Here is a 21,234-nt window from a genome sequence, read left to right on the forward strand (position 1 = left end):
AGGTGGAGGCCATGAATCCAATGTCCTAGCCTGGAGACACGCGTCATGTCTGCCCCATTTTTCAAACCGCTTCGCGTCAAGCATCTGCTGCTGGGCGCAGTGCTGGCGTTGTCGTTCGGTCAATACAGCCACGCAGCCCAAACGCTGCAACCACTGCTGGTCGCCAACCAGAAATCGGCGCTTAAGGTCTTGCTTGAGGTCTCCGGCGAATTGAAAGACGCGCCCTACGAGATCAAGTTCTCCGAATTCCCATCCGCCTCCCCACTGGGTGAAGCGTTGAACGCAGGCGCTGTCGATGTCGGCGCGCTAGGGGATGCACCGTATGTGTTTGCCTTGGGCGCTGGCGCTTCGCTTAAGGTGATCAGTATCACTCACATCAGTGGCCGCTATACCACGGCGCTGATCGTGCGCAATGATTCGCCGATCAAGTCGGTGGCCGATCTCAAAGGCAAGCGAATCGTGACAGGCCGTGGCTCGATCGGTCATTACTTGGCCATCCGCGCGCTCAACGAAGCCGGCCTTACCACCGGCGATGTGAAGTTCGTTTATCTACTGCCGAGCGAATCGCGCCTGATCCTCGACAACGGCGACGCGGACGCCTGGGCCACCTGGGCGCCTTACACCACCGTTGCGACCCAAAGCGGCGCACGCATCCTGCCTAACGGGCCGGACCTGCTGACCAACCACTCCTACCTCGCCGCGACCAGCAAGGCGATCGCCGAGAAACGTGCACAACTGGATGACTTCGTCGTACGCCTGGACCGCGCCTATCGCTGGGTCAACGCCCATCCCAAGGAGTATGCCGCTGCCCAGGCCAAGGTCACCGGCCTGCCCCTTGAGGTGCATCTGGAGGTCAACCGTGACACTAAAATGGAGCGCGTGAGCATTGATGACAGCGTGGTGAAAGGTCTGCAGAACACCGCCGATATCTACGAACGCGAAGGCATCCTCAACAAGCATGTCGATGTCTCCCATGGCTTCGATCCGCAGTTCAATGCCATCCGCCTGGCCGCCGAGCAAGCGGCAGTGACGTCCGACTCACAAGCTGCGCGCTAAGCGACCGACCCAGGAGAGCGACCCATGAGCACACCCCGTCAACTCAAACTCGGCGCCATGGTCCACGGCGTCGGCCACGGCTGGGGTGAATGGCGCCACCCGCAGGCGCAGGCCGATGCCAGCACCAACTTTGAATGGTACAAGGAGCAGGCGCGGTTGGCCGAAGCCGCAAAGTTCGACTTCGTGTTCATTGCCGACAGCCTGCACATCCATGAGAAATCCAGCCCGCATTACCTCAACCGTTTCGAACCGCTGACAATACTCTCGGCGCTGGCAGCCACGACCTCGAAGATCGGCTTGGTGGCGACCGTCACGGTCAGCTACACCGAACCCTTTCAGGTCGCACGCCAGCTTTCCTCGCTGGATCACATCAGCGGCGGCCGCGCGGGCTGGAATATCGTCACGTCCTGGCTCAGCGGCACGGCGGAGAATTTCAGCAAAGCAGAACACCCGCCCCATGCCGTGCGCTATCGCATCGCCAAGGAGCACGTGGCGACCGTCAAAGGGTTGTGGGACTCCTGGGAAGACGACGCCTTCACCCGCAACAAGCAGACCGGCGAATTCTTCGATCGCGACAAGCTGCACCCGCTGAACCACAGGGGCGAGTTCTTTCAGGTCAAGGGGCCACTGAATATCGCCCGCTCCCGCCAAGGCCAGCCGGTGCTGTTCCAGGCTGGCACTTCGGAGGATGGACGTAACTTTGCAGCTGAATATTCCGATGCGATTTTCGTCCACGCTGAATCGTTCGAAGAATCCAAAGCCTACTACGCGGACCTCAAGCGTCGGGCCGAGGGCCTGGGTCGCAACCCGGATGAGCTGTCGATCCTGCCAGGCATTCGCCCCATCGTTGGCCGCAATGTCGAGGAAGTGGAGCACCGTTATCAGCAAGCTGTGGCGCTGGTGAGCATCGAGGATGCCATCGTCGCACTGGGTCGCCCGTTCAACGACCATGACTTCTCCCGGTATCCGCTGGACGAGCCGTTTCCAGAGTTGGGCGACCTGGGCGCCAATAGCCAGAAAGGCGGCTCGGACCGCATCAAGCGCCACGCGCGGGACAATGCTTTGACCCTGCGTCAGGTGGCACTGGATTTCTCGCGCCCGCGTCGTGAGTTCGTCGGCACACCCCAGCAGGTGGCCGATCAGATTCAGCATTGGTTCGAGAACGGCGCCAGCGATGGTTTCATCATCAATTCACTGCTGCCCGACGGCCTGAAATACTTCACCGAACTGGTAATACCGGTGCTGCAGCAGCGTGGATTGCAGCGCGCGGGGTATGCCGGCTCGACCTTGCGCGAGCACTTCGGCCTGGCGTATCCGGTCAACCGTTACACCGCCGCCAGAGAGGCTGATGTCGAGGCCTAGCAGCGGCCGACAGTGAAGTCGACGTCGCACAACAACGTGATGCTGCAGGGAGTGGAAAGCGCCGCTGGCGGTGAGCAAGGTGCGCGGATGCCACATCGGAGGTCGACAGGTCGGCTGCTCTGGTGAAAAATGCGCCTTTTGCCGCGGCACGAGACGTTCTCGTGCCGACTGGCTGAACGCGCCATGAGGTCAAAATGCTCACCCAGTCAACCGCTCCCGACCGCTTGCCCGATCACTGCATGGCGGTCCTGTACGGCCTGGTGACGTCGGTTCCCGGCAAGGGCAAGACCTCGCTGCTCAAACTGCTGCACACGATGGGCGTTGGTTACACCAATGAAAAATTGCTGGACACCGACTCCTTGGCTGCGCTTCTGGAGTCGCTGCAGGCAGATGGGTGGATCACGCTGGAAGAACGGCCCGAGGGCACATATTTCTGTGTCGCGCCCCAGCGACGTAACCGGGTGCTGCTGAGCCTGCTGCTGTCGGCGGAGGGTGAGCACTGGCTGCATGAGATCAAGACTGCCCTGCCCCCGCTCAGCGAATGGCAAACCCCGTCCCGGTCGCGAATCTTGCAGGACCTATGGCTTAGTTTACTCAGCGGCGAGCTGGGCGGGCTGGCGCGTGCGCTGCGCATGGCAAGCTCGCTTTTCACCCACTCGCAATCGCCGATCGAACACCCCATGGGCCTGCTGCAGGCCGACCCGGCGGGCCTTGAGGTTTTCGCTCGTCTGGAAGATGACGTGCGCGTGTTGCTGGTGGAGGACCACCTCAATCTGCTCAACATCCTGCTCGGCCCCGCCGGCCACAGTTACCCGCTGGCGCTGCGCGAGATGGAGGCTCGGCCACACCGGGCACTGGCGATGGAGGTATCGCTTCAAGCCTTGTGGCGCGGCGACTGGGGCACCCTTGAGCACATCGAGGTAGAGGAGCTGGGTTTACTGCAACACACCTTCCATTTGCTGCTGCGAGGCCAGGTCAGGGAGACGCTGGTGATGCTGCGCGGCTGGCTCGCCGAGACGCGCAAGCTCACCAAAAAACGCAGAATTGACCTGCCTGCTGTGCTGAACGGTTTTTACTGCCTGGCGCTGATCGCCGAAAACGACCCCAAGCACCGGGCATCGCTCAAGCAAGCCATCGCCTTGGGCGAGAAGGAACGCTACGGCCGTGCCTATGAGGTTTTTGCTTATCTGCTGCAACAGCTGCAAGGTGAGAAGTCTTCGCTCTCGTCCTCCTTTCTACCCGCCACATTAAATGGCCTGGACGGCTTGATGCTGGCCCTGGCCCTGTATTGGTTGGATGCGCCTCAAGTACGCCAGGAAAAATGGCGCACCCTCTTGCAGGATTACCGTGATCAATTGGCTCGGGATCACTACCTCTGGCTGGCGGCAGAGTTCGACGCGTTGCTCGCCGTGCAATTCGGTCAGCCCCGGCAATATGCCGACGTGCATCAGCGCGCTGGACTGCAGCCACTGGTCGCACTTTGTCACCGGCAGGAAGCCTGGGAGCATGCCCTCAACGCGTTAAGCCAACTCAGGCCTGGCAAGGTGCCGACCACCCCCCTGACCGAGGAGAAAAATACCCGACTGGCCTGGACCCTTCTGCTCACCGATTACTGGAAAAAGGTCGAGCCTCGCGAGCAGAAGCGCAATGCAAAGGGCCAGTGGAGCAAGGGACGCACGGTGGCGCTCAAGCGTCTGGTGGAGGACGGCGATTTGATGGATTTCCTCTGCGAGCAGGATCGGCAAACGATCAGCGCCATCCAGGTCAGCTATCACTACAGCAGCCCCGAGTACGAACTGCCCGCCGTCCACGCCCTGCCCCGGCTGGTCGGCCACCCTGCGCTCTACTGGCAGGACGCGCCGGACGTGCGTATCGATCTGCAAGCGGGCCAGGCCGCGCTGCACCTGCAGGCCCACGCTGAGCAGATTCGTGTGCACCTTGAACCTGAAGGCCTGCTCGACGCCGACGAGACCTATGTACACAAGGAGACCCCGACTCGCCTGCTGGTCTACCCGGTCAGCCGGGAGCTGCGCAAGATTGCAGAAATCGTCGGCCACGGCCTGAACGTTCCGACCTCGGCAAAGGCGCAGTTGATCGAGGCCGTCAGCGCCATCGCCCCGCTTTTGCCTATCCACTCGGACATTCCTGAACTCACCGGGCATCTGGACCGCGAGCCCGCCGACACTCGTTTGTATGCGCATTTGCTGCCTCTGGCTGAAGGGGTGCGCCTGCAATTGCTAGTGCGTCCCCTGGCGGATGGCAGCTGGTTCCGCCCGGGACAGGGCGCGGAAAATCTGCTGGGCGAGCGCGACGGCAAAGCATTGCAGGTCTGCCGCGATCTGGCCGCTGAACGACACGCCCTGCAACAGGTATTGCAGAGTTGCCCAGGGCTCGCCTACGCCGACATGGACGGCCAGGAATGGCAGCTGGACCAGCCGCAGCATGCCCTGCAACTGCTCAGTGAATTGCATGCACTGGACGGCGCGCAACTGCACTGCATCTGGCCGGAAGGCGAACGCATGCGGATCAACGCGCGTCCCGGCCTAACCCAGCTCAGGCTCGGGCTTCGCCAGCAAGGCGACTGGTTCGTGCTGCAAGGGAATATCACCCTGGACGACGGCAAGGTCATGCAGCTCAAGGAATTGATGGCGTTGCTTAACGCAAGCCCCGGACGCTTTCTGAGACTCAACGAACGTGATTGGCTGGCGCTGGACGACAGCCTGCGCAAGCGCCTCGATGAACTGGCGCACCTGGCCGACCGAATCAGCGACGAAGGACTGCGCCTGAGCCCGCTCACCTCGCCGCTGCTCGCCAGCCTGGCAGAGGAAGTGGGGCAATTCGACGCCGACGCAAGCTGGCAGGCGCACCTCGACAAGCTACAGTCGTTGCGCCATTACCAACCGCAGGTGCCCGCCACGCTGCAAGCTGAGCTGCGCGATTACCAACACGATGGCTTCGTCTGGCTGTCGCGCCTTGCCCATTGGGGCGTCGGCGCCTGCCTGGCGGACGACATGGGCCTGGGCAAGACCGTACAGACCCTGGCCGTACTGCTGCAACGCGCCAGCCTGGGCCCACAACTGGTCGTGGCGCCGACGTCGGTCACGCTCAATTGGCAAGCCGAAAGCGCGCGCTTTGCTCCGGTTCTGAAGCTGCGGCTCTACCAACAGCAGCGCAGCTTGAGTGAGCTGGGCCCTGGCGATCTGGTCGTGGTCAGCTATGGTCTGCTGCAACTCGACACCGCAGCCTTCACCGAGCAACACTGGACCAGCGTGGTGCTGGACGAAGCGCAAGCGATCAAGAATGCACAGACCAAACGCTCCCAGACCGTCATGGCGCTGCAGGCTGACTTTCGCATGGTCGCCACCGGAACGCCGCTGGAGAATCATCTGGGCGAGTTGTGGAATCTGTTCCGGTTTATCAACCCGGGCCTGCTGGGCAGCCAGGAAGGCTTCGCCGCCCGCTTCGCAACGCCCATCGAGCAAGGCGACGTGGCGGCGCGCCGAGCCCTCAAGGCACTGATCCAGCCGTTTATCCTGCGTCGCCTGAAAAGCCAGGTGCTCGCAGAATTGCCGGCGCGCACCGAGATCACCTACAAGGTGCCGCTGTCGGATGAGGAAGCCCACCAGTACGAAGCCCTGCGCCAGCAGGCAGTAGATACGCTCTCGCGACTCGATCCGCAGCAAGGAAAATCGATGCAGGTGCTGGCGGAGATCACTCGACTGCGACGCTTCTGCTGCCACCCCTCCCTCGTTTTGCCAGGCTCGACGCTGCAGAGCAGCAAGTTGCAGGCGTTCTCGGAAATCGTCGGTGAACTGCTGGAAAACCGGCACAAGGCGCTGGTCTTCAGCCAATTCGTCGACCATTTGAACATCGTCCGCGCCTGGCTCGACCAGCAGGGCATCGCGTATCAATACCTCGACGGCGCGACGCCCGCCAAGGAACGGCTGAACCGGGTCAATGCCTTTCAAGCCGGGGTCGGCGACATCTTCCTGATCAGCCTCAAGGCCGGCGGCAGCGGACTCAACCTGACGGCTGCGGACTATGTGATTCACCTGGACCCCTGGTGGAACCCGGCGGTTGAAGATCAAGCCAGTGACCGTGCGCATCGCATGGGTCAACGACGGCCCGTGACGATCTACCGATTGGTGACTGAAAACAGCATCGAAGAGCAGATCGTCGGCTTGCACGGCCGTAAACGCGACCTGGCCGACAGCCTGCTGGACGGTGGGGAAATCAGCGCGAAACTGGATGCCGATGCACTGCTGGAACTGCTCAAGGGTTAGAGGCCAGCCCAACGCACCCAGCCCCCCCGGACCTTGTGCAAGGCATTTATGCCAGAGCAGGAATCAAAAGGGCACGCCGTCCGACCAGGTCCAAACGTCGGCTTAATGGACATCGCCCGTTAGAGCCCCGATTCCCTCGGAATAAGGGGCTATAAGTCGTCACCGCAGCGATCGCTAATCACCACCGCACGCGCTGGCGCGTTTGACTCTTGGTCAAACAACTCAAGGGGTTACGGGCCGATTTTATCTTGTTGGGCGCCGGGCGCTGGCTGACACTCAGGGGCGGTTCCGGGTTTCAGGCCCGGATCACTGCTCCTTCGCCGAACAGAGATAATTAAAACAATGACCAATATCCAAACTTCGCTGGCAGAGCGTTTGTACCCTGCAAGAGTTGGCAGACTGCCACGCCACCTGGACGATGTTACCCCGCAATGGCTCACAGGACTGTTGGCCAATCGCTACCCGGGCATCGTGGTCCATGACTTCAAGACGGTCGAGGTGCGTAATGGGCATACGACCAAATTGCGCCTTGCCCTGGAACTGAACGATGTCGGCGTCGCTGCTGGGATTGCGCGGCATGTCTGCCTCAAATCCAATTGGTCGGAAGGCTTCGAAAGTGGCGAGATTTGTGAGTTGGAAGCTCGCTTCTATCACTTCGTGCGCGGCCAGCTGCATGTGCCCGTTGCCCAATCGTATTTTTCCGACTGGGACGGCGACGGCGGCGGTCGCGGCGTGGTGATGATGGAAGACCTGGCCTTGGCTCCCGGCGAGTTTGGTCACAGCACCCACCACCTTGGCATCGACGGGGTCGCCGCAGGCCTGGAGTCGCTGGCGACGCTGCATGCGGCGCATTGGAACAGCCCTCAATTGAAAGCGCAGAGCTGGTTGTCTGCATCGATGGCGCACCCGGTGGATTACGACCAGTTTCTGCGCATGTACAACTACATGAGATTGAACCTGCGCAAAGCCGAATATCAGGCGATTTTGCCGCGATGGATGTACGACACACCCGAACTGTTCTCCCACGCATTCGATGAACTGAGCGCCTTCGAGCTGGAGCAAAAGCAACCTATTTGCCTGGTGCACGGCGATTCGCATCAGGGCAACAGCTTTTTGCGGCATAACGGCGAGCGCGTGTGGCTGGACTGGCAGTTAGTGCGCAAAGGTACGCCTTGGCGTGACATCGCTTATTTCATGCTCGGCGCGTTGACCATTGACGAGCGGCGCAGCAGCGCCTGGGATCTGGTCAGGGTCTACCGGGAAAAACTGATCAGCCTCGGCGCTGAAGGTGTCCTGAATCAGGATGCCGCATGGGAACAGTTCCGTCGGTGGCCCCTCTACGGGATGCAAGCGTGGCTGGCCAATGTCGATGAGTGGGGCCAACAGAACGGGGTCGAAATCGTCGACCGTTTCTTTACCGCAGCCGAAGATTTTGAGTCGGTGAAGCTGCTGACCCTGGGCAAAAAGCCGCGGCGCACGCCAAGGCTTGGGGAAGACGCGCGGCAGGTGGTTGCGCATTTGCAGCATTTATTGGAGGACTGAGGCGATGGACACCACCACTCTCGAAGCGAATAAAGCCTTGGTGCGCCGCTATTCACAGGCCGTGATGGACGGCGACATGGACACACTGCTGGCGTTACAACATGCCGACGTCAAATGGTGGGTACTGGGTCGTGGCGATCTCAGCCGCGAGGCCTTCAACAATGCCGTGCGCAATGGGCTGTTAAGCGCGAAGAAACGCGTAGTGGTCATCACCGGGCTGACGGCCGAAGGCGATCGCGTGGCCTATGAGGCGCAGGGTGAGATGACGTTCGAAGACCGGGTGTATCGCAACACCTACCACAACCTGTTGATCATCCGTGACGGGCTGATCGTGGAGGGTCGTGAGTACATGGACACCTTGGCGTCGACCCAGGCGCGCCTGCGCTGAAAACCGCGACGCGCTTGGTGCGCCCTTTAACCCTGACTCAGCCGATAGACACCGCTTGCGCGCCCTCGGTTTGTGGGCGCTGCGGTTGTTTATCCGCCACCCACACCGGATAGCGCCCCATCGCCAATAGCAGCAACGCGCCCATGGCGAACCCGACCATGCAGAACGTCAGCATCGCGTGGTAGGAGCCTGTTCTCTCGAACAAGGCGCCGAACAGCAACGGCGAAATCGTGCTGCCGATGGCGGTAAAGCTCATGTGCAGGGCAAAGATCCGGCTGTAGTCGCGCAAGCCAAAGTAGCGCGCCATCAGATAAGACGCCACGTCCATCTCCGCACCCGCCCCCAGCCCGGCAAACACACATGCCAGAATCAGCAGCGGGATGCGCGCGCCCACGGCGATAAACAGCAGGCAACCGACCGCGGGCAGCATCAATACGAAGAACGCCACGCCCGGCGCCCATAACCGGTCCACCAGATAACCGATGAACAAACGCCCGACGATCAGCGACATGCCGAACGCTCCGAAGACGCTGGCTGCCTCGGCGGCGGACAAGCCGCTGTCGCGCATCAGCGGCACAGCATTGGTGATCATCCCCATCATCCCGAGCACAGCCAGAAAGAACGCGCAGTTAGCGATCCAGAAGCGCGCCGATCGCAGCGCTTCACGCAAGCTCAAACCACTCACCTGTCGCGTTTGCGGCGCGTCGGCCAGTGCACTCGACCGGGCTGTCGGAACCGGGACCGACGCACGCATCCATAGCAGCGACAGGGGCAGCGTGATCAGCAGCGGCAACAGTGCAAGTCCCCAGAACCAGGCGCGCCAGCCCCACTGGCTGATCGCCCAACTCAATAACGAGGGCAAGATCAGCGCAGTCAGCCCGGTACCGCAGAGGATGACCGCCAGCGCCAGCCCTCGATTTTTCTCAAACCAGAGGCACGTCAACTGCGTCCAGGTGACGTGCAGCGTGCCCACGCCAGCGAACGCCAGTAACGCAAACCCCAGGTTCAGTTGCCAAAGATGACCGGTATTGAACGTCATCATGACGTACGCCAGCGCAAGCGCCAGCAGGGAGCCGAGGGTGATTGGCCGCAGGCCGTATCGTTTGTTCAGCCAGCCTGCCAGCTGGAAAGCCAGCACGGAACTGGCGTACTGAAACGCCGCAGCGGACTGAATCTCGCCGCGTGACCAGCCAAACGCTTCTTGCAGCGGCAGCACCAAGGTGCCAAAGGCATAGATCGGCGCAACGCCCACGGAGGTCGCAATGCCGATCAACGAGAGAATCAGCACCCGCCAGCCCTGTGCGAACTCGGTCCAGTCGACCGCAAGCGACACCTTGGGTTTATCAGCGAACGTGGCCATCGAGCGACTCCCTTTCTTGTGATTGCGACGCTGGCTCAGCGGATGCGGCCTTGTCGTGCGACGCCAGATACATGGCCGCCAGATAACCGAAGGTCAGGCTCAAGGTGTTGTTCGCGCCATTGCCCGGTGCACGGCCTCGCCATAATGAGTTCATGTCCAGCCCGACTGCATGCAGGCCCGGTATCGGCCGATCATCGGCGTCGAGCACTCGGGCGTTCTGGTCGATGCGCAGACCGACGGTGGTGGTCGAATCACCGGGAAAAATCTTCACTGCGTAAAACGGCGCGTGACCGAGTACGCCCAGGCAGGGATTGGGGCGATGCGCCGGATCACCGAGCGGCAGATCGCCCTTGTCACGACCGCGATGAAAATCGTCATCCACGCCCGCTAACGCCTGCGCATTAAAGCGGGTCACGCTTGCCTGCAAGTTATCGGGGTTGACACCCATGCGCACCGCGAGGGCTTGCAGCGTCGGCGCGGTCAGGATGTAACCCTCACCTATCAAGCGCTGGAGCCCCCAACCGCCGGGACGCACCAGCCCCAGGCCGTATTTCTTGATGAAGCGGTGATCACAAATCAAGTGCGCGGGCACCGAGCCGGTGCGGTGCATGGGTTCAACCAGATTGGTCGCCGCTTCGTTGCCGAACCGCCGGCCGTGTTGATTGACGGCGATGCATCCCGGCTTGCCCCTATCCAGGTACAGGTGCGGAAACTTGCGCACCTTGCCATTGGCTTGACGTAGCACCGATACCACGACCCACCCGGCATTGCTCAGGTTCTCCCCATCGAAGCGACCTCCGGCCCGTTGAGCGTGCTGCAGGCCGTCGCCGGTATTGCCTTCGGGCACCAGCGAAACGTGATGCTCGGCAAACGGGAAATATTCCCGACGCATCACCTCATTGGCCGAAAACCCGCCTGTGGCCAGCACCACTGCGCGTCGCGCGCGTATCTCGATAGGCCTTCCCTCGCGCAGCGCCACGACACCCTTGATGGCCCCACCTTCATTGATCAACTCCAGCATTGGCGTGTCTTTGCACAACGTCACGCCGGCATCCACTGCTGATTGCAACAGCCTCGCAGCCATCGCATTACCCATGGTCAAGCGCGTGCCACGTGGATGACGTAGCCGGTCGAAAGCAAAGCGCAACGCCAGCCGCGCGATGTGCCTGAAGGATTTGAATGACTGGGTGAAACGGGCGATATGCGGCATGTCGGCAATTGAGAACATCATCCCGCCCGGCGCGTTGAACTCCTTGAGCGGCGGCCTCAAAAGCGCAAACCAATCTCCCAGCTCACGCCCGTCGAACTCGACCGGGCACAGCAATCGCCCCTCGCTCGAAGCCCCTTGCAATTGTGGATGCCAATCGGCAAAGCCGCGCTGCACGGCGAACTGCACCTGCGTATGAGCGTGCAGGTAATCGACCATGCGTGGCGCGGCATCGATAAATGCGCGCAATAAATCCTTGCGCACGGTCGGCCCTACCACCGCCTCGGCATACTGCAACGCTAACTGCGGGTCATCCTCAAGCCCGGCCTCGGCGGCAAGGCGGTTACAGGGCACCCAAATGCCGCCGCCGGAAAGCGCCGTGGTGCCGCCGAAGTACTCGGTTTTTTCCAGCAGCAGCACGCGCAACCCCTGAGTGGCGGCAACCACCGCAGCGGTGAGCCCCGCGCCGCCTGAGCCAATCACCACCACATCGGTTTCAATTGCATTGGGGTCGCTCATGACATCGACTCCTCACCGACGGCACGCAGATTCGCCTCGGCGTAATGCGGCTGGCAGCTGTTTTTCCCGCCATTGATTTCGATGCATTCACCGGTGATGTAACCCGACTCGTCCGAGGCCAGAAACGCCGTCAACGCGGCAATGTCTTCGGGCGTACCCAAGCGCGGGGTGAGCACGTAATGGCTGGCGATCGCCAGGATATCCGGGGCCGTGGCGCGCATCGCCGGCGTGACGATGACCCCCGGCGCGATGGCATTGCAGCGCACACCCTGGCGACCATATTGGGCGGCGATATAACGGGTCATATTGATGATGGCCGCCTTGCTGGTGCCATAGGCGATGCGCACCCTGTCACCGCGCAAGCCCGAGCCGGACGCGGTGTTGATGATCGAACCGCCTCCGGTCTCCATCATGCGCGCGATGGCGAATCGACAACTGAGCATGTAGCCGGTCAGGTTCACGTCGAGCGTTTTCTGCCAGACCTCCAGCGGGATCTCCAGCAGGTTCAGGTCTTGTCCATGTGTGGCAGGGTCGGTGACGGCGGTGTTGTTGTGCAGGATGTCGAGCCTGCCGAAATGCTGCACCGTCCGATCGACCATGGCCTCGATGCTCGCGCCGTCGGCCGCATCGAACCAGACGGCCAGGCCGTTATCGCCCAGCGCGGCCGCCGCCCGTTCGGCGGCCTGCAGATTGATATCGGCGCACACCACCTTCGCACCTTCACTTGCCAGTCGCAGGGCCGTTGCCGAACCAATCCCCCCGCCGCCACCGGTGACGATCGCCACCTTGCCTTCAAGTCGTTTCATCGTAGGTCCTCATGCGTTCCAGTTTCGTCGGTCAGGTGCGGCTCAACGCTGGGTCACCCTGCCAACGATGGCTTCAGGGTTCATCTGCACGTTGGGTGGCGCTTGTGTGACGAAGGTCATGCTGCCGATGAGGAAGTCATTGATGACGCCGTACATGTTCTTGTTGAAGTCGAAAATGGCGTTCTTCGTCGCGTAAGGAATGTCCTTGTCGTAGATTTGCACCCCGGCCATGTACATCGTCCGGTACAGGTGATCCTGCTGATCCCAGGCGTCATACAGCCCGGCGCCGAAGGTGTCTTCGTCGATGTAGTAGCGACGCTTGCTATAGACGTGCCGCATACCCGGCTTGAGGGTCGCCTCCACGACATAAACGCGGTGCAACTCCCAGCGCTCGACTGCGGGGTTGACATGGTTTTTCATGAATTGCTCGGACGGCTTGATCCCGAAGTACCATTTGTAGGCGTTGTAGGGGATGTACATTTCCTGGCGGCCTACCAGTTTGAAATCGAAACGGTCCTGGCTGCCGCAGAACATCTGCAGTTCGTCGAACAGGGTCACGCCGCCCTGGCTTGCCACGGGCGTGTCATAGGCAAACTCCGGTGCCAGCTTGACCCGTCGTTGGCCCGGAGAATAGCTCCAGGCACGGCGTGGTTTCTGGGTCGGGTCGAGGAAATCGGAAATCCCGCTCATCTCACCTGCACGACGCGCAGGCTCCGTATTGACCGTCCATACCCGGGTGTAGATGCCGGGGTCTCGATCACTGAGTTGAGTCTGGTAGTAAGGGGATTCTTCGTAGCCCTCCTGCTGCGCGGCCTTGGTGACGCCACCGTTGGAATCAACGATCCAGCTGGTGTGGCGGTCCGCCATGCCGGTAGGGCCGGTCTTGTAGCGCAGCAACTGGTTCCACATCATTTCATTGCCGGTCCTGGCGATCGGGAACGGCAATCCTCCGCGACATGCCGTATCCACCGACAGACCGCCATTGTTGGTATTGCAGCCGGTGGCGTTGCGCACGGTGGCCTTGAGCACGTCTTGCGGATAGGCCGCTGTGCGATGGCTAGGGTAGACATCCATATACCAGGTGTCCGGGTATTTGCTGAGCAAGAGCTTTTGTCCTGCGCTCAACTTGTCGGCATATTGCCCGACATTCTTCGCGGTAATCCGAAAGAGCGGCTTTTCATCACGGAAGGGATCGGTCCAGAAACTGCCCGGCTTGTAGTCTGCAGGCGAGGTGCGTAGGCCGCCTTCATAGGGCGGAATCGTGCCTTGGGCGTTACCTGCCTTAATGGCGCCAAATTCGGTCAGGGTGGTGCCCAGTTGTTTCGCTTCGTCAGGGGATACGGCGGCAACAGCGAACGTTGACGCACTGCTCAAGGCAATACACAAGGCAAGGGGAAATCTCATAAGACAGGCTCCGTTTATTGGATTTATAAGGAGTTTTATCTGCGCAGGATGCAGTTGCATCGCCAGCTAACTTAGCCAATAAACGTCACCGCGACCGTTCAAGCGTTTTACCAACGGTGAAACGAATACAGCCTGATGGGCCTTCTCTTGACGGCGCTCGGCGGTCATCTTCAGGCTGTCTGCTCAATCAGGAATCATCAGCGATGGACACTCCCTGCAACCGCACTCAATCGAACGCCCGCCCAGTCCAAACGCTGCACCTGTCTGGCACCGACAACTTCCGCAGCCTCAAGGGCATGCCGACCAGCAGTGGGCAATGGATCGCAGAACACGCGCTGTTGCGTTCGGACCAGTTGCATCAGCTGGATGCAGGCGCCTGGCGGACACTGGAGCGCCTCGGCGTAAAAACGGTGTGCGACCTGCGCAGCGCGGGCGAGCGTCAGCGCTATCCCAATCGCCTGCCTGAGCAAGGGCCGCGCCAGTTAGTACTCGAGGTGATCGCCGACGTGCGCGCCGAGCCGGGGTTTGTCGAACGACTGGCGGAAAACCCCAGCGTTGAGAATGCCGAAAACATGATGCTGGATATCTACCGCCGGTTTCCGTCCATGCTCGCGCCGCACCTGCCTGCTTTATTCGGGTTATTCGAGTCAGGCGATGTGCCGGTGTTGATCCATTGCGCGGCGGGCAAGGACCGCACGGGATTCGCCGTGGCCATGCTGCTGCACGCCTTTGGTGTGTCGCAGGCAGACATTATCGATGACTACCGGCTCTCTGGACGGCGCTTCGATGACCTTGATGCGCTGCGTCAGGAGGCTATGGCCCATGGCGTCTTCCGGTTGGCAAAGCAACCGGTCAGCGAGCTCGCCATGGATGCAGTACTGGATGCGCGACCTGCCTACCTGATGGCGGCGTTCGACGCCATCCAGCGCCAGTACGGCTCAGTGAATCGATACCTGCAGGAGCATGCCGGTCTCGATGAAGACGGCCTGAGAAAATTGCGAGCGCGCTGGCTTACGCCGCCGGGCTAGAGATACTGGCCAGAATGAAGTCCGCAGAATAGCGGCGCCAGGTCGCCAAGCCCTCAGCCGACGTGGTGTCCATGCCCGCCAGCGCTGAGGTTGAGTACCCGTTGGTGAACCAGCCGGTGGTCAACAGCGCCGCGGCGGCGAGAAATAATCGGGGCTCGATGCCCGGCTTGAAATCCCCGGATTCGGCTCCACGCTGTAATATCTTGCCCGCCTTGTCGATCATCAAGGGCGTCGATTCCAGAAAACGATTGCGTGGCGTGTCATGTCCGCCGTGATAACGAATACCCTCCTGGGCCAGCTTGCCCAGCAGCGGGTCGTTACAGTACTGATCGAAAAACTGGTTGAGCACCGCGCGCAAGGCCTCTGGAGGGGTGAGGTGGTCAATCTCAAGGCGTGCCAGCTCGGCATGTATGCCCTGCGAGGTTTCGTCGAGTACGGCAACGAACAAGCCTTCCTTGGAGCCGTAATAGTGATAGACCAATTGCTTGGTGACCCCGACTTCCTTGGCGATGTCTTCCACCCTTGCGCCCGCTAACCCTTTGGCAGAGAACTCTTCGCGGGCTGCCGCCAGTACCCGGTTCATGGTGTTGCGCTTGCCCGATTCAACGGTTTTTTTCATTTTATTATTCTCGGTGAACACAGTGACTGCGGTGTTATTAACCGAAAAAACCAAGCGCGTCACTCTGTTTGGGGAGCCCTGCTGATTCAGACACCGGTTCCGGCACAGGCCGCCGTCGACAAGAATACCCCGATAGCCAGGCGATGCTTGAGGCACTTAAAACGTGAGGGAGATAAGAGCACTTGAAAGCGTGGATTTCGAGAGATTTGGCCGAAACAAAAAAAAGGACCCGAAGGTCCTTTTTTCGACGTCCACAGAGTCCAGTTGAACTCCGCAGCGCAATATTTGGAGCGGGAAACGAGACTCGAACTCGCGACCCCGACCTTGGCAAGGTCGTGCTCTACCAACTGAGCTATTCCCGCAATATGGCGTCCCCTAGGGGACTCGAACCCCTGTTACCGCCGTGAAAGGGCGGTGTCCTAGGCCACTAGACGAAGGGGACACTGCCTGAAACACCATGGTGTGTGTTCCAGTTCCAGAAACACATCCAAAGATGCTTCCTGGTTTCACTCAGCCTTACTTCAGGTCAAAGCCCATGAGCAAAGCTGCTTAAAATTGGAGCGGGAAACGAGACTCGAACTCGCGACCCCGACCTTGGCAAGGTCGTGCTCTACCAACTGAGCTATTCCCGCAATGGCGTCCCCTAGGGGACTCGAACCCCTGTTACCGCCGTGAAAGGGCGGTGTCCTAGGCCACTAGACGAAGGGGACACGCTACAACATTCACTCCCTGCCACGCTTCGCTGTGTGCTTTACGCTGCAAGTGGCGCGCATTCTATGGATGGTTTGAAGGGTCGTCAACCCCCCAATGAAAATTTATTCAAATCAATGACTTCGCCCTCTAATTCCGCCATTGATGGCCGATACCGATGCAGGTCAAAGCGCTTCTATATAGAGTGACACGACCAGCGCCCTTTCCGTGCCAGTGCATAGCCACTACACTCGGCGCAAAATTAACTGATCGAGGTTTGTACGGTGACCCCACTTATTATCACCCTGTTGGTTGTAGCAGGCATCGTACTCCTGATCGCAATCGGCTATCTCAATCACGTTGCCGAAGCCAGGAAAGTGGAGCGCGCACGCACGCTGGTCGAGCTCAATGATCGTCTGCGCCGTTGCAGCGAGTTGTCGGAGACCTTCCCTGGCCAGTTGATGACCCCGGCACTCAAGCTGCTGCTGTTGCGCCTGGAGCTGAACGTTATCAAGCGCCTGGTTGCGCTTGAGAGAAGAAACAATCCCGCCGTACAGGAACGCGCAACCGAACTCGAAGCGCTGCTCGCTCAGGGTGACAACATTCAGGTCAACAATCCGCCCAGCCCGATCCAGACCGAAGCCAAGGCCAAGGACGTGCGCTTTCTGCTGGAGGCGATGCATGGCCAGGTGACCCGCGCGGCCCATGACGGTTTTCTGCAGGCTGCCGAAGCCAAGCACTGGGTTCGCGAGATCCGCAATCTGCTGGTGCTGCTGCACATCGAGTTCTTCAACAATCTGGGCCAGCAGGCGCTCAACCAGCAACAGCCCGGTCAGGCACGGCTGGCTTTTGAACGAGGCGTTCAATACCTGAAGAACCAGGCCGAACCTGCGCCGTGGAAGACTCATCTACAAGCCATGGAGCGTCAATTGGCGCGGGCCAATGCCATGGTGCTGGATACCATCGCCCCGACCGAAGACGACAACAACGAACTGACTGAAGGCCTGAAAGTGGTCGAAGCGGACGCCGAATGGAAGAAAAAAGCCATCTACGATTGATGGCTTCTGCACTGCTCCGGTCTGTGCACCTGTAGCGGCACGGCCTGTCGGCAAGTCGGGCCGCTGCAGGTGATCGCGATCAAGCGAGCGCCCACCCTGCGTTATCTCAGCAATCGGTGGCCTTGAGAAAAATCTGCGCCAATGCCTCTATCCCCGCCTGATCCGCTTCGCTGAAACGCGCAAGACTCGGACTGTCCAGGTCCAGCACGCCGATCAAACGACCTTCCTTGACCAATGGGACCACCAGTTCGCTATTGGACGCGCTGTCGCAGGCGATGTGGCCCGGGAACGCGTGCACATCCAAAACGCGCTGGGTTTCGCGGCGCTGGGCCGCCGTGCCGCAAACGCCCTTGCCGAATGGAATGCGCACGCAGGCGATCTGTCCCTGAAACGGCCCCAGCACCAGTTCGTCGTCGCGATTTAGGTAGAACCCGGCCCAGTTGAGGTCATCGAGCTGAGTGTAAAGAAACGCTGAAAACTGCGCTGCGTTGGCGATGAAGTCGCGCTCGTGCGCCAGCAACGACTCAAGCTGTGCGGCCAGCAGGCGATAACCATCAAGGCCCTGACCTGCGGCTTGCAAATCGATCATGGTTGCTGCTCCAGCATTTTCAAACCCACCCAGTAACGAGCGAACTGATACGCACAGCGACCGTTGCGGTTGCCGCGCCCGGTTGCCCAACGCACCGCGAGGATGTCGAAAGCCGGATCACGCTGCCACTGTAAACCTGCCTTGCCGGCCAGCTCACCGACCCAGTGCTCCACGACCTCCAGAAAGTGCTCCTGCGTGAAGGGGTAGAAGGACAGCCACAGACCGAAACGGTCAGACAGGGCGATCTTGTCCTCGACCGCCTCGCTTGGATGGATCTCGCCGTCGTCGCCGCGCTGCCAGTGGGCGTTGTCGCTTTCCTTTTCCGGCACCAGATGACGGCGGTTTGAGGTGGCGTACAACAGCACATTGTCCGGGGCCTGCTCCAGCGAGCCGTCGAGCACGCTTTTGAGCACGCGGTAATCGCCTTCGCCCGAATCGAATGACAGGTCGTCGCAAAACAGCACGAAGCGTTGCGGCAACTTTTGCAATTGCTCGACCACCCGCGGCAGGTCGCCCAGATGATCGCGTTCGATCTCGATCAGCCGAAGCCCGGCCTTGGCGTGCTCAGCCAGCAATGCCCGAACCAAGGACGATTTGCCGGTGCCGCGCGACCCCCAGAGCAAAGCATGATTGGCAGGCAGGCCATCGATGAACTGCTGGGTGTTGCGCCCCAATTGAGCACGCTGTTGATCGACACCGATCAGGTCGGACAGGCGCATGTCCAGGGTCACCTCCAAGGGCATCAAATAACCGACGCGCCCTTCGCGTACCCAGCGTGCGGCCAGCGATTTGTCCCAGTCCACCGGCTCACGCAGGGCGGGCAAAAGGGGCTCAAGTCGCGCCAGTACCGACTCGGCGCGTTCCAGAAATGCGTTCAATCGGGAATCCACGATTTCTCCTTGATTTAACTGGTTAAAGCCGGTGTGCGATCAGCTATGCTTGGCCGGCGATGGACACAAGAAGTGCCAGTGCCCCACGGATCAAGCGCCCTTATGGATATTCGAATCACCCACCGACTGTCGTACAAACAGGCCCGTTTGACCGTGCTGCTCGGTTTCCTGTTAGGGACCCTGTTCAGCCTGGTGCAAATTGCGATCGATTATGCCAGCGAAGACGCCTCGATCGATCGTGAAATTCGCTCTTTGCTGCAAATCAGTCACAACCCGGCCTCCCGGATCGCCTACAACATTGATGCCGAGCTCGCGCAGGAACTGACATCGGGCCTGCTGCACTCCCCCGCCGTGGTCGGCGCGCGAATGGTCGACAACAATAACGTGCTGCTTGCCGCCGTGTCGCGCCCGCGGGTGGAAAGTCCGTACCGCATGCTCAGCGACTCGATGTTCGGCAAAAGCCGTCAGTTCGTGGACGTCCTGCACCTGGACCATATGCCCAATGAAGCCATCGGCATGCTGCAACTGGACGTCGATACCTTTGCCTTCGGCAGCCATTTCCTGCAGCGTGCCCAAATCACCCTGCTCAGCGGCTTTTTCCGCAGCCTGGTATTTGCCGGGATTCTCATGGGCCTGTTTTACCTGACACTGACCAAGCCCCTGACCGACGTGATTCGAGCACTGTCGGCCCGAGATTCGAGCAGCTCTGCGCAGGCGCCGCTGCCCTGCCCGCGCAGGCATGAAAACGATGAGATCGGCGTGCTGGTTCAGGTCGCCAATCAGCAGTTCGATAACGTCGCTTGCGAATTCGGTCGCCGCCGCGATGCTGAAAACCGCCTGACCGAGCACCTCAACGAGCTGGAAAACGTGGTGCACGCCCGGACCCAGGAACTGCAGGCCAGCAATGCCCGGCTCAGCCAGTCCAACGAAGAGCTGCAGATCGCACGCAGCACGGCACTGGATATGGCCCATGCCCGATCAGCGTTTCTGGCGCATATGAGTCACGAGATCCGCACACCGCTCAACGGGCTACTGGGCATGCTCGCGCTGTCGCTGGATGGGCCGCTCAGTGCCGAACAGCGTCAGCAACTGTCCATCGCTCACGACTCGGGCAAGGTGCTGGTCGAACTGCTCAACGATATCCTTGACCTGTCTAAATTCGACGCCGGGCAACTGGAGCTCGAGCGTATCCCGTTCGATCTGGCCACCTTGATCGAGGACACCGCTAACCTGTTGTCGCAGAACGCCGCGCCCAGCGTCGAACTGACCTGCCTGATCGATCCGCGCTTTCCCGCGCTGGTGCTGGGCGACCCGACGCGGGTAAGGCAGATCGTCAGCAACCTGCTGTCCAACGCGCTCAAGTTTACCCGGGCCGGGCGTGTCGACCTTCGGCTAAGCCTGCACGACGACAAGGTGCGCATCGAGGTGTGCGACACCGGCATCGGTATTGCCCAGGATGCCCAGGCGAAAATCTTCCAACCGTTTACCCAAGCCGAAGCGGCCATCACCCGCCAGTACGGCGGCACCGGGTTGGGCCTGACACTGACGCACAACCTGTGCGAGGCGATGAACGGGCAGTTGAACATCGAGTCCACGCCGGGCGTCGGCAGCCGTTTCTACGCAGACCTGCCGCTGCCTGTCCACACGCCGGCTCCGGTCTGGCCGGCGCTCAAGGGTAGCGTAGTGGTAGTCAGTGCCAAGGGCAGCGGGCTGTCGGAGATGCTCAGCCGATTGCTCCCGGAATGGGGCATCGACTGTCGGCATTGTTCAATCAACGACCCGCAGCCGGCTATCCAGCCTGACCTGCTGATCACCGACTGCCCCGAGTGCCTGGCCGGCATCCGTCCTGCTTCGCGCATGCCTATCCTGCTGGTAACGGCCTACGGCAACTTCATGCCTGGCGAACAGGTGCTCGCACTGGCACCGGTGCACCAACAGGCGCGACCGATGTCACGCAGTGTCCTGCATCAGGTGCTCAAGGGTATCCTGAAAATCGACGGCGCTCACGGCAATGCCAGGCTGCCGGGCGTGGAGCCGACGGCCCACCGGGCGAGGATCCTGTTGGTGGAAGACAACCCGGTGAACCAACTGGTGGCCAAAGGCATGCTCAGCAAACTGGGCTGTGAGGTGGTGGTCAGCAGTCACGGTGCCGAGGCGTTGCAGCAGTTGGAACGTAGCCGTTTCGACTTGGTATTGATGGACTGCAACATGCCCGTGATGGACGGGTACGAAGCCACCCGACTGATCCGTCAGAGCGGCAAATGGCCCGACCTGCCGATCATCGCCCTGACGGCCAACGCCATGCCCGAAGAACGCGAACACTGCAAGCAGGCGGGGATGAACGACTATCTGGCCAAACCGTTTCATCGGGAAGAATTGGTCAGCCTGTTGGACCAGTGGACGGCAGCGACAAGCGTCAGGTCCTAGGCTACA

Annotated in this window: 15 protein-coding genes and 4 tRNA genes; 8 read left to right on the forward strand and 11 right to left on the reverse strand. The window is 60.7% G+C overall.

All coding sequences use genetic code 11. The features are described 5' to 3' along the window. Positions 1–45: 45 nt before the first annotated feature. The 5 genes from B3I26_RS03710 to B3I26_RS03730 all read left to right on the forward strand — a co-directional run bounded on the left by B3I26_RS03710 (position 46) and on the right by B3I26_RS03730 (position 8,631). The gene (locus B3I26_RS03710) at positions 46–1,056 is read left to right on the forward strand and encodes an ABC transporter substrate-binding protein (RefSeq protein WP_296255160.1); all 1,011 of its coding nucleotides are present in this window, start codon (positions 46–48) and stop codon (positions 1,054–1,056) included. A gap of 24 nt (positions 1,057–1,080) precedes the next feature. Then, positions 1,081–2,418 carry an LLM class flavin-dependent oxidoreductase gene (locus tag B3I26_RS03715; protein ID WP_296255161.1) on the forward strand — a complete coding sequence of 446 codons (1,338 nt, stop codon included), beginning with the start codon at positions 1,081–1,083 and terminating at the stop codon, positions 2,416–2,418. Between the two features lie 194 nt (positions 2,419–2,612). Then, positions 2,613–6,701 carry a DEAD/DEAH box helicase gene (locus tag B3I26_RS03720; protein WP_296255163.1) on the forward strand — a complete coding sequence of 1,363 codons (4,089 nt, stop codon included), beginning with the start codon at positions 2,613–2,615 and terminating at the stop codon, positions 6,699–6,701. Between the two features lie 342 nt (positions 6,702–7,043). Beyond that, a complete protein-coding gene (locus B3I26_RS03725) occupies positions 7,044–8,243 on the forward strand; it encodes a phosphotransferase (RefSeq protein ID WP_296255165.1) in 1,200 nt (399 codons plus the stop codon). A gap of 4 nt (positions 8,244–8,247) precedes the next feature. Continuing rightward, entirely contained in the window at positions 8,248–8,631 is a 384-nt protein-coding gene (locus tag B3I26_RS03730; RefSeq protein WP_296255166.1) for a nuclear transport factor 2 family protein, read from the forward strand. Between the two features lie 37 nt (positions 8,632–8,668). Here B3I26_RS03730 and B3I26_RS03735 read toward each other — a convergent pair whose 3' ends face one another. From B3I26_RS03735 to B3I26_RS03750, 4 genes are read right to left on the reverse strand one after another with little or no spacing between them, the layout of a single operon-like run. Next, the gene (locus B3I26_RS03735; RefSeq protein ID WP_296255167.1) at positions 8,669–9,991 is read right to left on the reverse strand and encodes an MFS transporter; all 1,323 of its coding nucleotides are present in this window, start codon (positions 9,989–9,991) and stop codon (positions 8,669–8,671) included. After that, positions 9,975–11,717 carry an FAD-dependent oxidoreductase gene (locus tag B3I26_RS03740; protein WP_296255169.1) on the reverse strand — a complete coding sequence of 581 codons (1,743 nt, stop codon included), beginning with the start codon at positions 11,715–11,717 and terminating at the stop codon, positions 9,975–9,977. The genes B3I26_RS03735 and B3I26_RS03740 overlap by 17 nt, the downstream gene beginning before the upstream one ends. Then, the gene (locus B3I26_RS03745; protein WP_296255171.1) at positions 11,714–12,523 is read right to left on the reverse strand and encodes an SDR family NAD(P)-dependent oxidoreductase; all 810 of its coding nucleotides are present in this window, start codon (positions 12,521–12,523) and stop codon (positions 11,714–11,716) included. The genes B3I26_RS03740 and B3I26_RS03745 overlap by 4 nt, the downstream gene beginning before the upstream one ends. A gap of 42 nt (positions 12,524–12,565) precedes the next feature. After that, the gene (locus B3I26_RS03750) at positions 12,566–13,927 is read right to left on the reverse strand and encodes a DUF1329 domain-containing protein (protein WP_296255172.1); all 1,362 of its coding nucleotides are present in this window, start codon (positions 13,925–13,927) and stop codon (positions 12,566–12,568) included. A gap of 203 nt (positions 13,928–14,130) precedes the next feature. Here B3I26_RS03750 and B3I26_RS03755 point away from each other — a divergent pair, with 203 nt between their 5' ends. Beyond that, positions 14,131–14,955 (forward strand): tyrosine-protein phosphatase, encoded by an 825-nt coding sequence (locus B3I26_RS03755; RefSeq protein WP_296255174.1) that lies wholly within the window; start codon positions 14,131–14,133, stop codon positions 14,953–14,955. On the opposite strand, the gene B3I26_RS03760 is transcribed toward B3I26_RS03755, so the two are convergent. From B3I26_RS03760 to B3I26_RS03780, 5 genes are all read right to left on the reverse strand, one after another. After that, positions 14,939–15,574 carry a TetR/AcrR family transcriptional regulator gene (locus B3I26_RS03760; RefSeq protein WP_296255176.1) on the reverse strand — a complete coding sequence of 212 codons (636 nt, stop codon included), beginning with the start codon at positions 15,572–15,574 and terminating at the stop codon, positions 14,939–14,941. The genes B3I26_RS03755 and B3I26_RS03760 overlap by 17 nt on opposite strands. 286 nt (positions 15,575–15,860) lie before the next feature. Next, positions 15,861–15,936: transfer RNA gene (locus B3I26_RS03765), tRNA-Gly, on the reverse strand. A gap of 4 nt (positions 15,937–15,940) precedes the next feature. Next, positions 15,941–16,016 (reverse strand) — tRNA-Glu (locus tag B3I26_RS03770). A 114-nt stretch (positions 16,017–16,130) separates the two neighbouring features. Further along, positions 16,131–16,206, reverse strand: a tRNA-Gly gene (locus tag B3I26_RS03775). 2 nt (positions 16,207–16,208) lie between these two features. Continuing rightward, positions 16,209–16,284: transfer RNA gene (locus B3I26_RS03780), tRNA-Glu, on the reverse strand. A gap of 264 nt (positions 16,285–16,548) precedes the next feature. Here B3I26_RS03780 and B3I26_RS03785 point away from each other — a divergent pair. Beyond that, positions 16,549–17,322, forward strand: a complete 774-nt coding sequence (locus tag B3I26_RS03785; protein ID WP_296255178.1) for a hypothetical protein — start codon at positions 16,549–16,551, stop codon at positions 17,320–17,322. A gap of 106 nt (positions 17,323–17,428) precedes the next feature. Here the strand turns inward: B3I26_RS03785 and B3I26_RS03790 are convergent, their stop codons facing one another. Both B3I26_RS03790 and B3I26_RS03795 read right to left on the reverse strand, forming a co-directional pair. After that, entirely contained in the window at positions 17,429–17,911 is a 483-nt protein-coding gene (locus B3I26_RS03790; protein WP_296255180.1) for a GAF domain-containing protein, read from the reverse strand. Continuing rightward, a complete protein-coding gene (locus tag B3I26_RS03795) occupies positions 17,908–18,801 on the reverse strand; it encodes an ATP-binding protein (protein ID WP_296255182.1) in 894 nt (297 codons plus the stop codon). The genes B3I26_RS03790 and B3I26_RS03795 overlap by 4 nt, the downstream gene beginning before the upstream one ends. A 102-nt stretch (positions 18,802–18,903) precedes the next feature. Here B3I26_RS03795 and B3I26_RS03800 point away from each other — a divergent pair, with 102 nt between their 5' ends. Beyond that, positions 18,904–21,228 (forward strand): hybrid sensor histidine kinase/response regulator, encoded by a 2,325-nt coding sequence (locus tag B3I26_RS03800; RefSeq protein ID WP_296255184.1) that lies wholly within the window; start codon positions 18,904–18,906, stop codon positions 21,226–21,228. The last annotated feature ends 6 nt before the right edge of the window (positions 21,229–21,234 follow it).

The sequence above is a fragment of the Pseudomonas sp. UBA5706 genome, from assembly GCF_002419965.1.
In the GTDB taxonomy this organism is placed as follows: Bacteria; Pseudomonadota; Gammaproteobacteria; order Pseudomonadales; family Pseudomonadaceae; genus Aquipseudomonas.

Coding starts and splice junctions, on each gene's coding strand:
- B3I26_RS03710 (WP_296255160.1), top strand. CDS start 46: ATGTCTGCCCCATTTTTCAAACCGCTTCGCGTCAAGCATCTGCTGCTG.
- B3I26_RS03715 (WP_296255161.1), top strand. CDS start 1,081: ATGAGCACACCCCGTCAACTCAAACTCGGCGCCATGGTCCACGGCGTC.
- B3I26_RS03720 (WP_296255163.1), top strand. CDS start 2,613: ATGCTCACCCAGTCAACCGCTCCCGACCGCTTGCCCGATCACTGCATG.
- B3I26_RS03725 (WP_296255165.1), top strand. CDS start 7,044: ATGACCAATATCCAAACTTCGCTGGCAGAGCGTTTGTACCCTGCAAGA.
- B3I26_RS03730 (WP_296255166.1), top strand. CDS start 8,248: ATGGACACCACCACTCTCGAAGCGAATAAAGCCTTGGTGCGCCGCTAT.
- B3I26_RS03735 (WP_296255167.1), bottom strand. CDS start 9,991: ATGGCCACGTTCGCTGATAAACCCAAGGTGTCGCTTGCGGTCGACTGG.
- B3I26_RS03740 (WP_296255169.1), bottom strand. CDS start 11,717: ATGAGCGACCCCAATGCAATTGAAACCGATGTGGTGGTGATTGGCTCA.
- B3I26_RS03745 (WP_296255171.1), bottom strand. CDS start 12,523: ATGAAACGACTTGAAGGCAAGGTGGCGATCGTCACCGGTGGCGGCGGG.
- B3I26_RS03750 (WP_296255172.1), bottom strand. CDS start 13,927: ATGAGATTTCCCCTTGCCTTGTGTATTGCCTTGAGCAGTGCGTCAACG.
- B3I26_RS03755 (WP_296255174.1), top strand. CDS start 14,131: ATGGACACTCCCTGCAACCGCACTCAATCGAACGCCCGCCCAGTCCAA.
- B3I26_RS03760 (WP_296255176.1), bottom strand. CDS start 15,574: ATGAAAAAAACCGTTGAATCGGGCAAGCGCAACACCATGAACCGGGTA.
- B3I26_RS03790 (WP_296255180.1), bottom strand. CDS start 17,911: ATGATCGATTTGCAAGCCGCAGGTCAGGGCCTTGATGGTTATCGCCTG.
- B3I26_RS03800 (WP_296255184.1), top strand. CDS start 18,904: ATGGATATTCGAATCACCCACCGACTGTCGTACAAACAGGCCCGTTTG.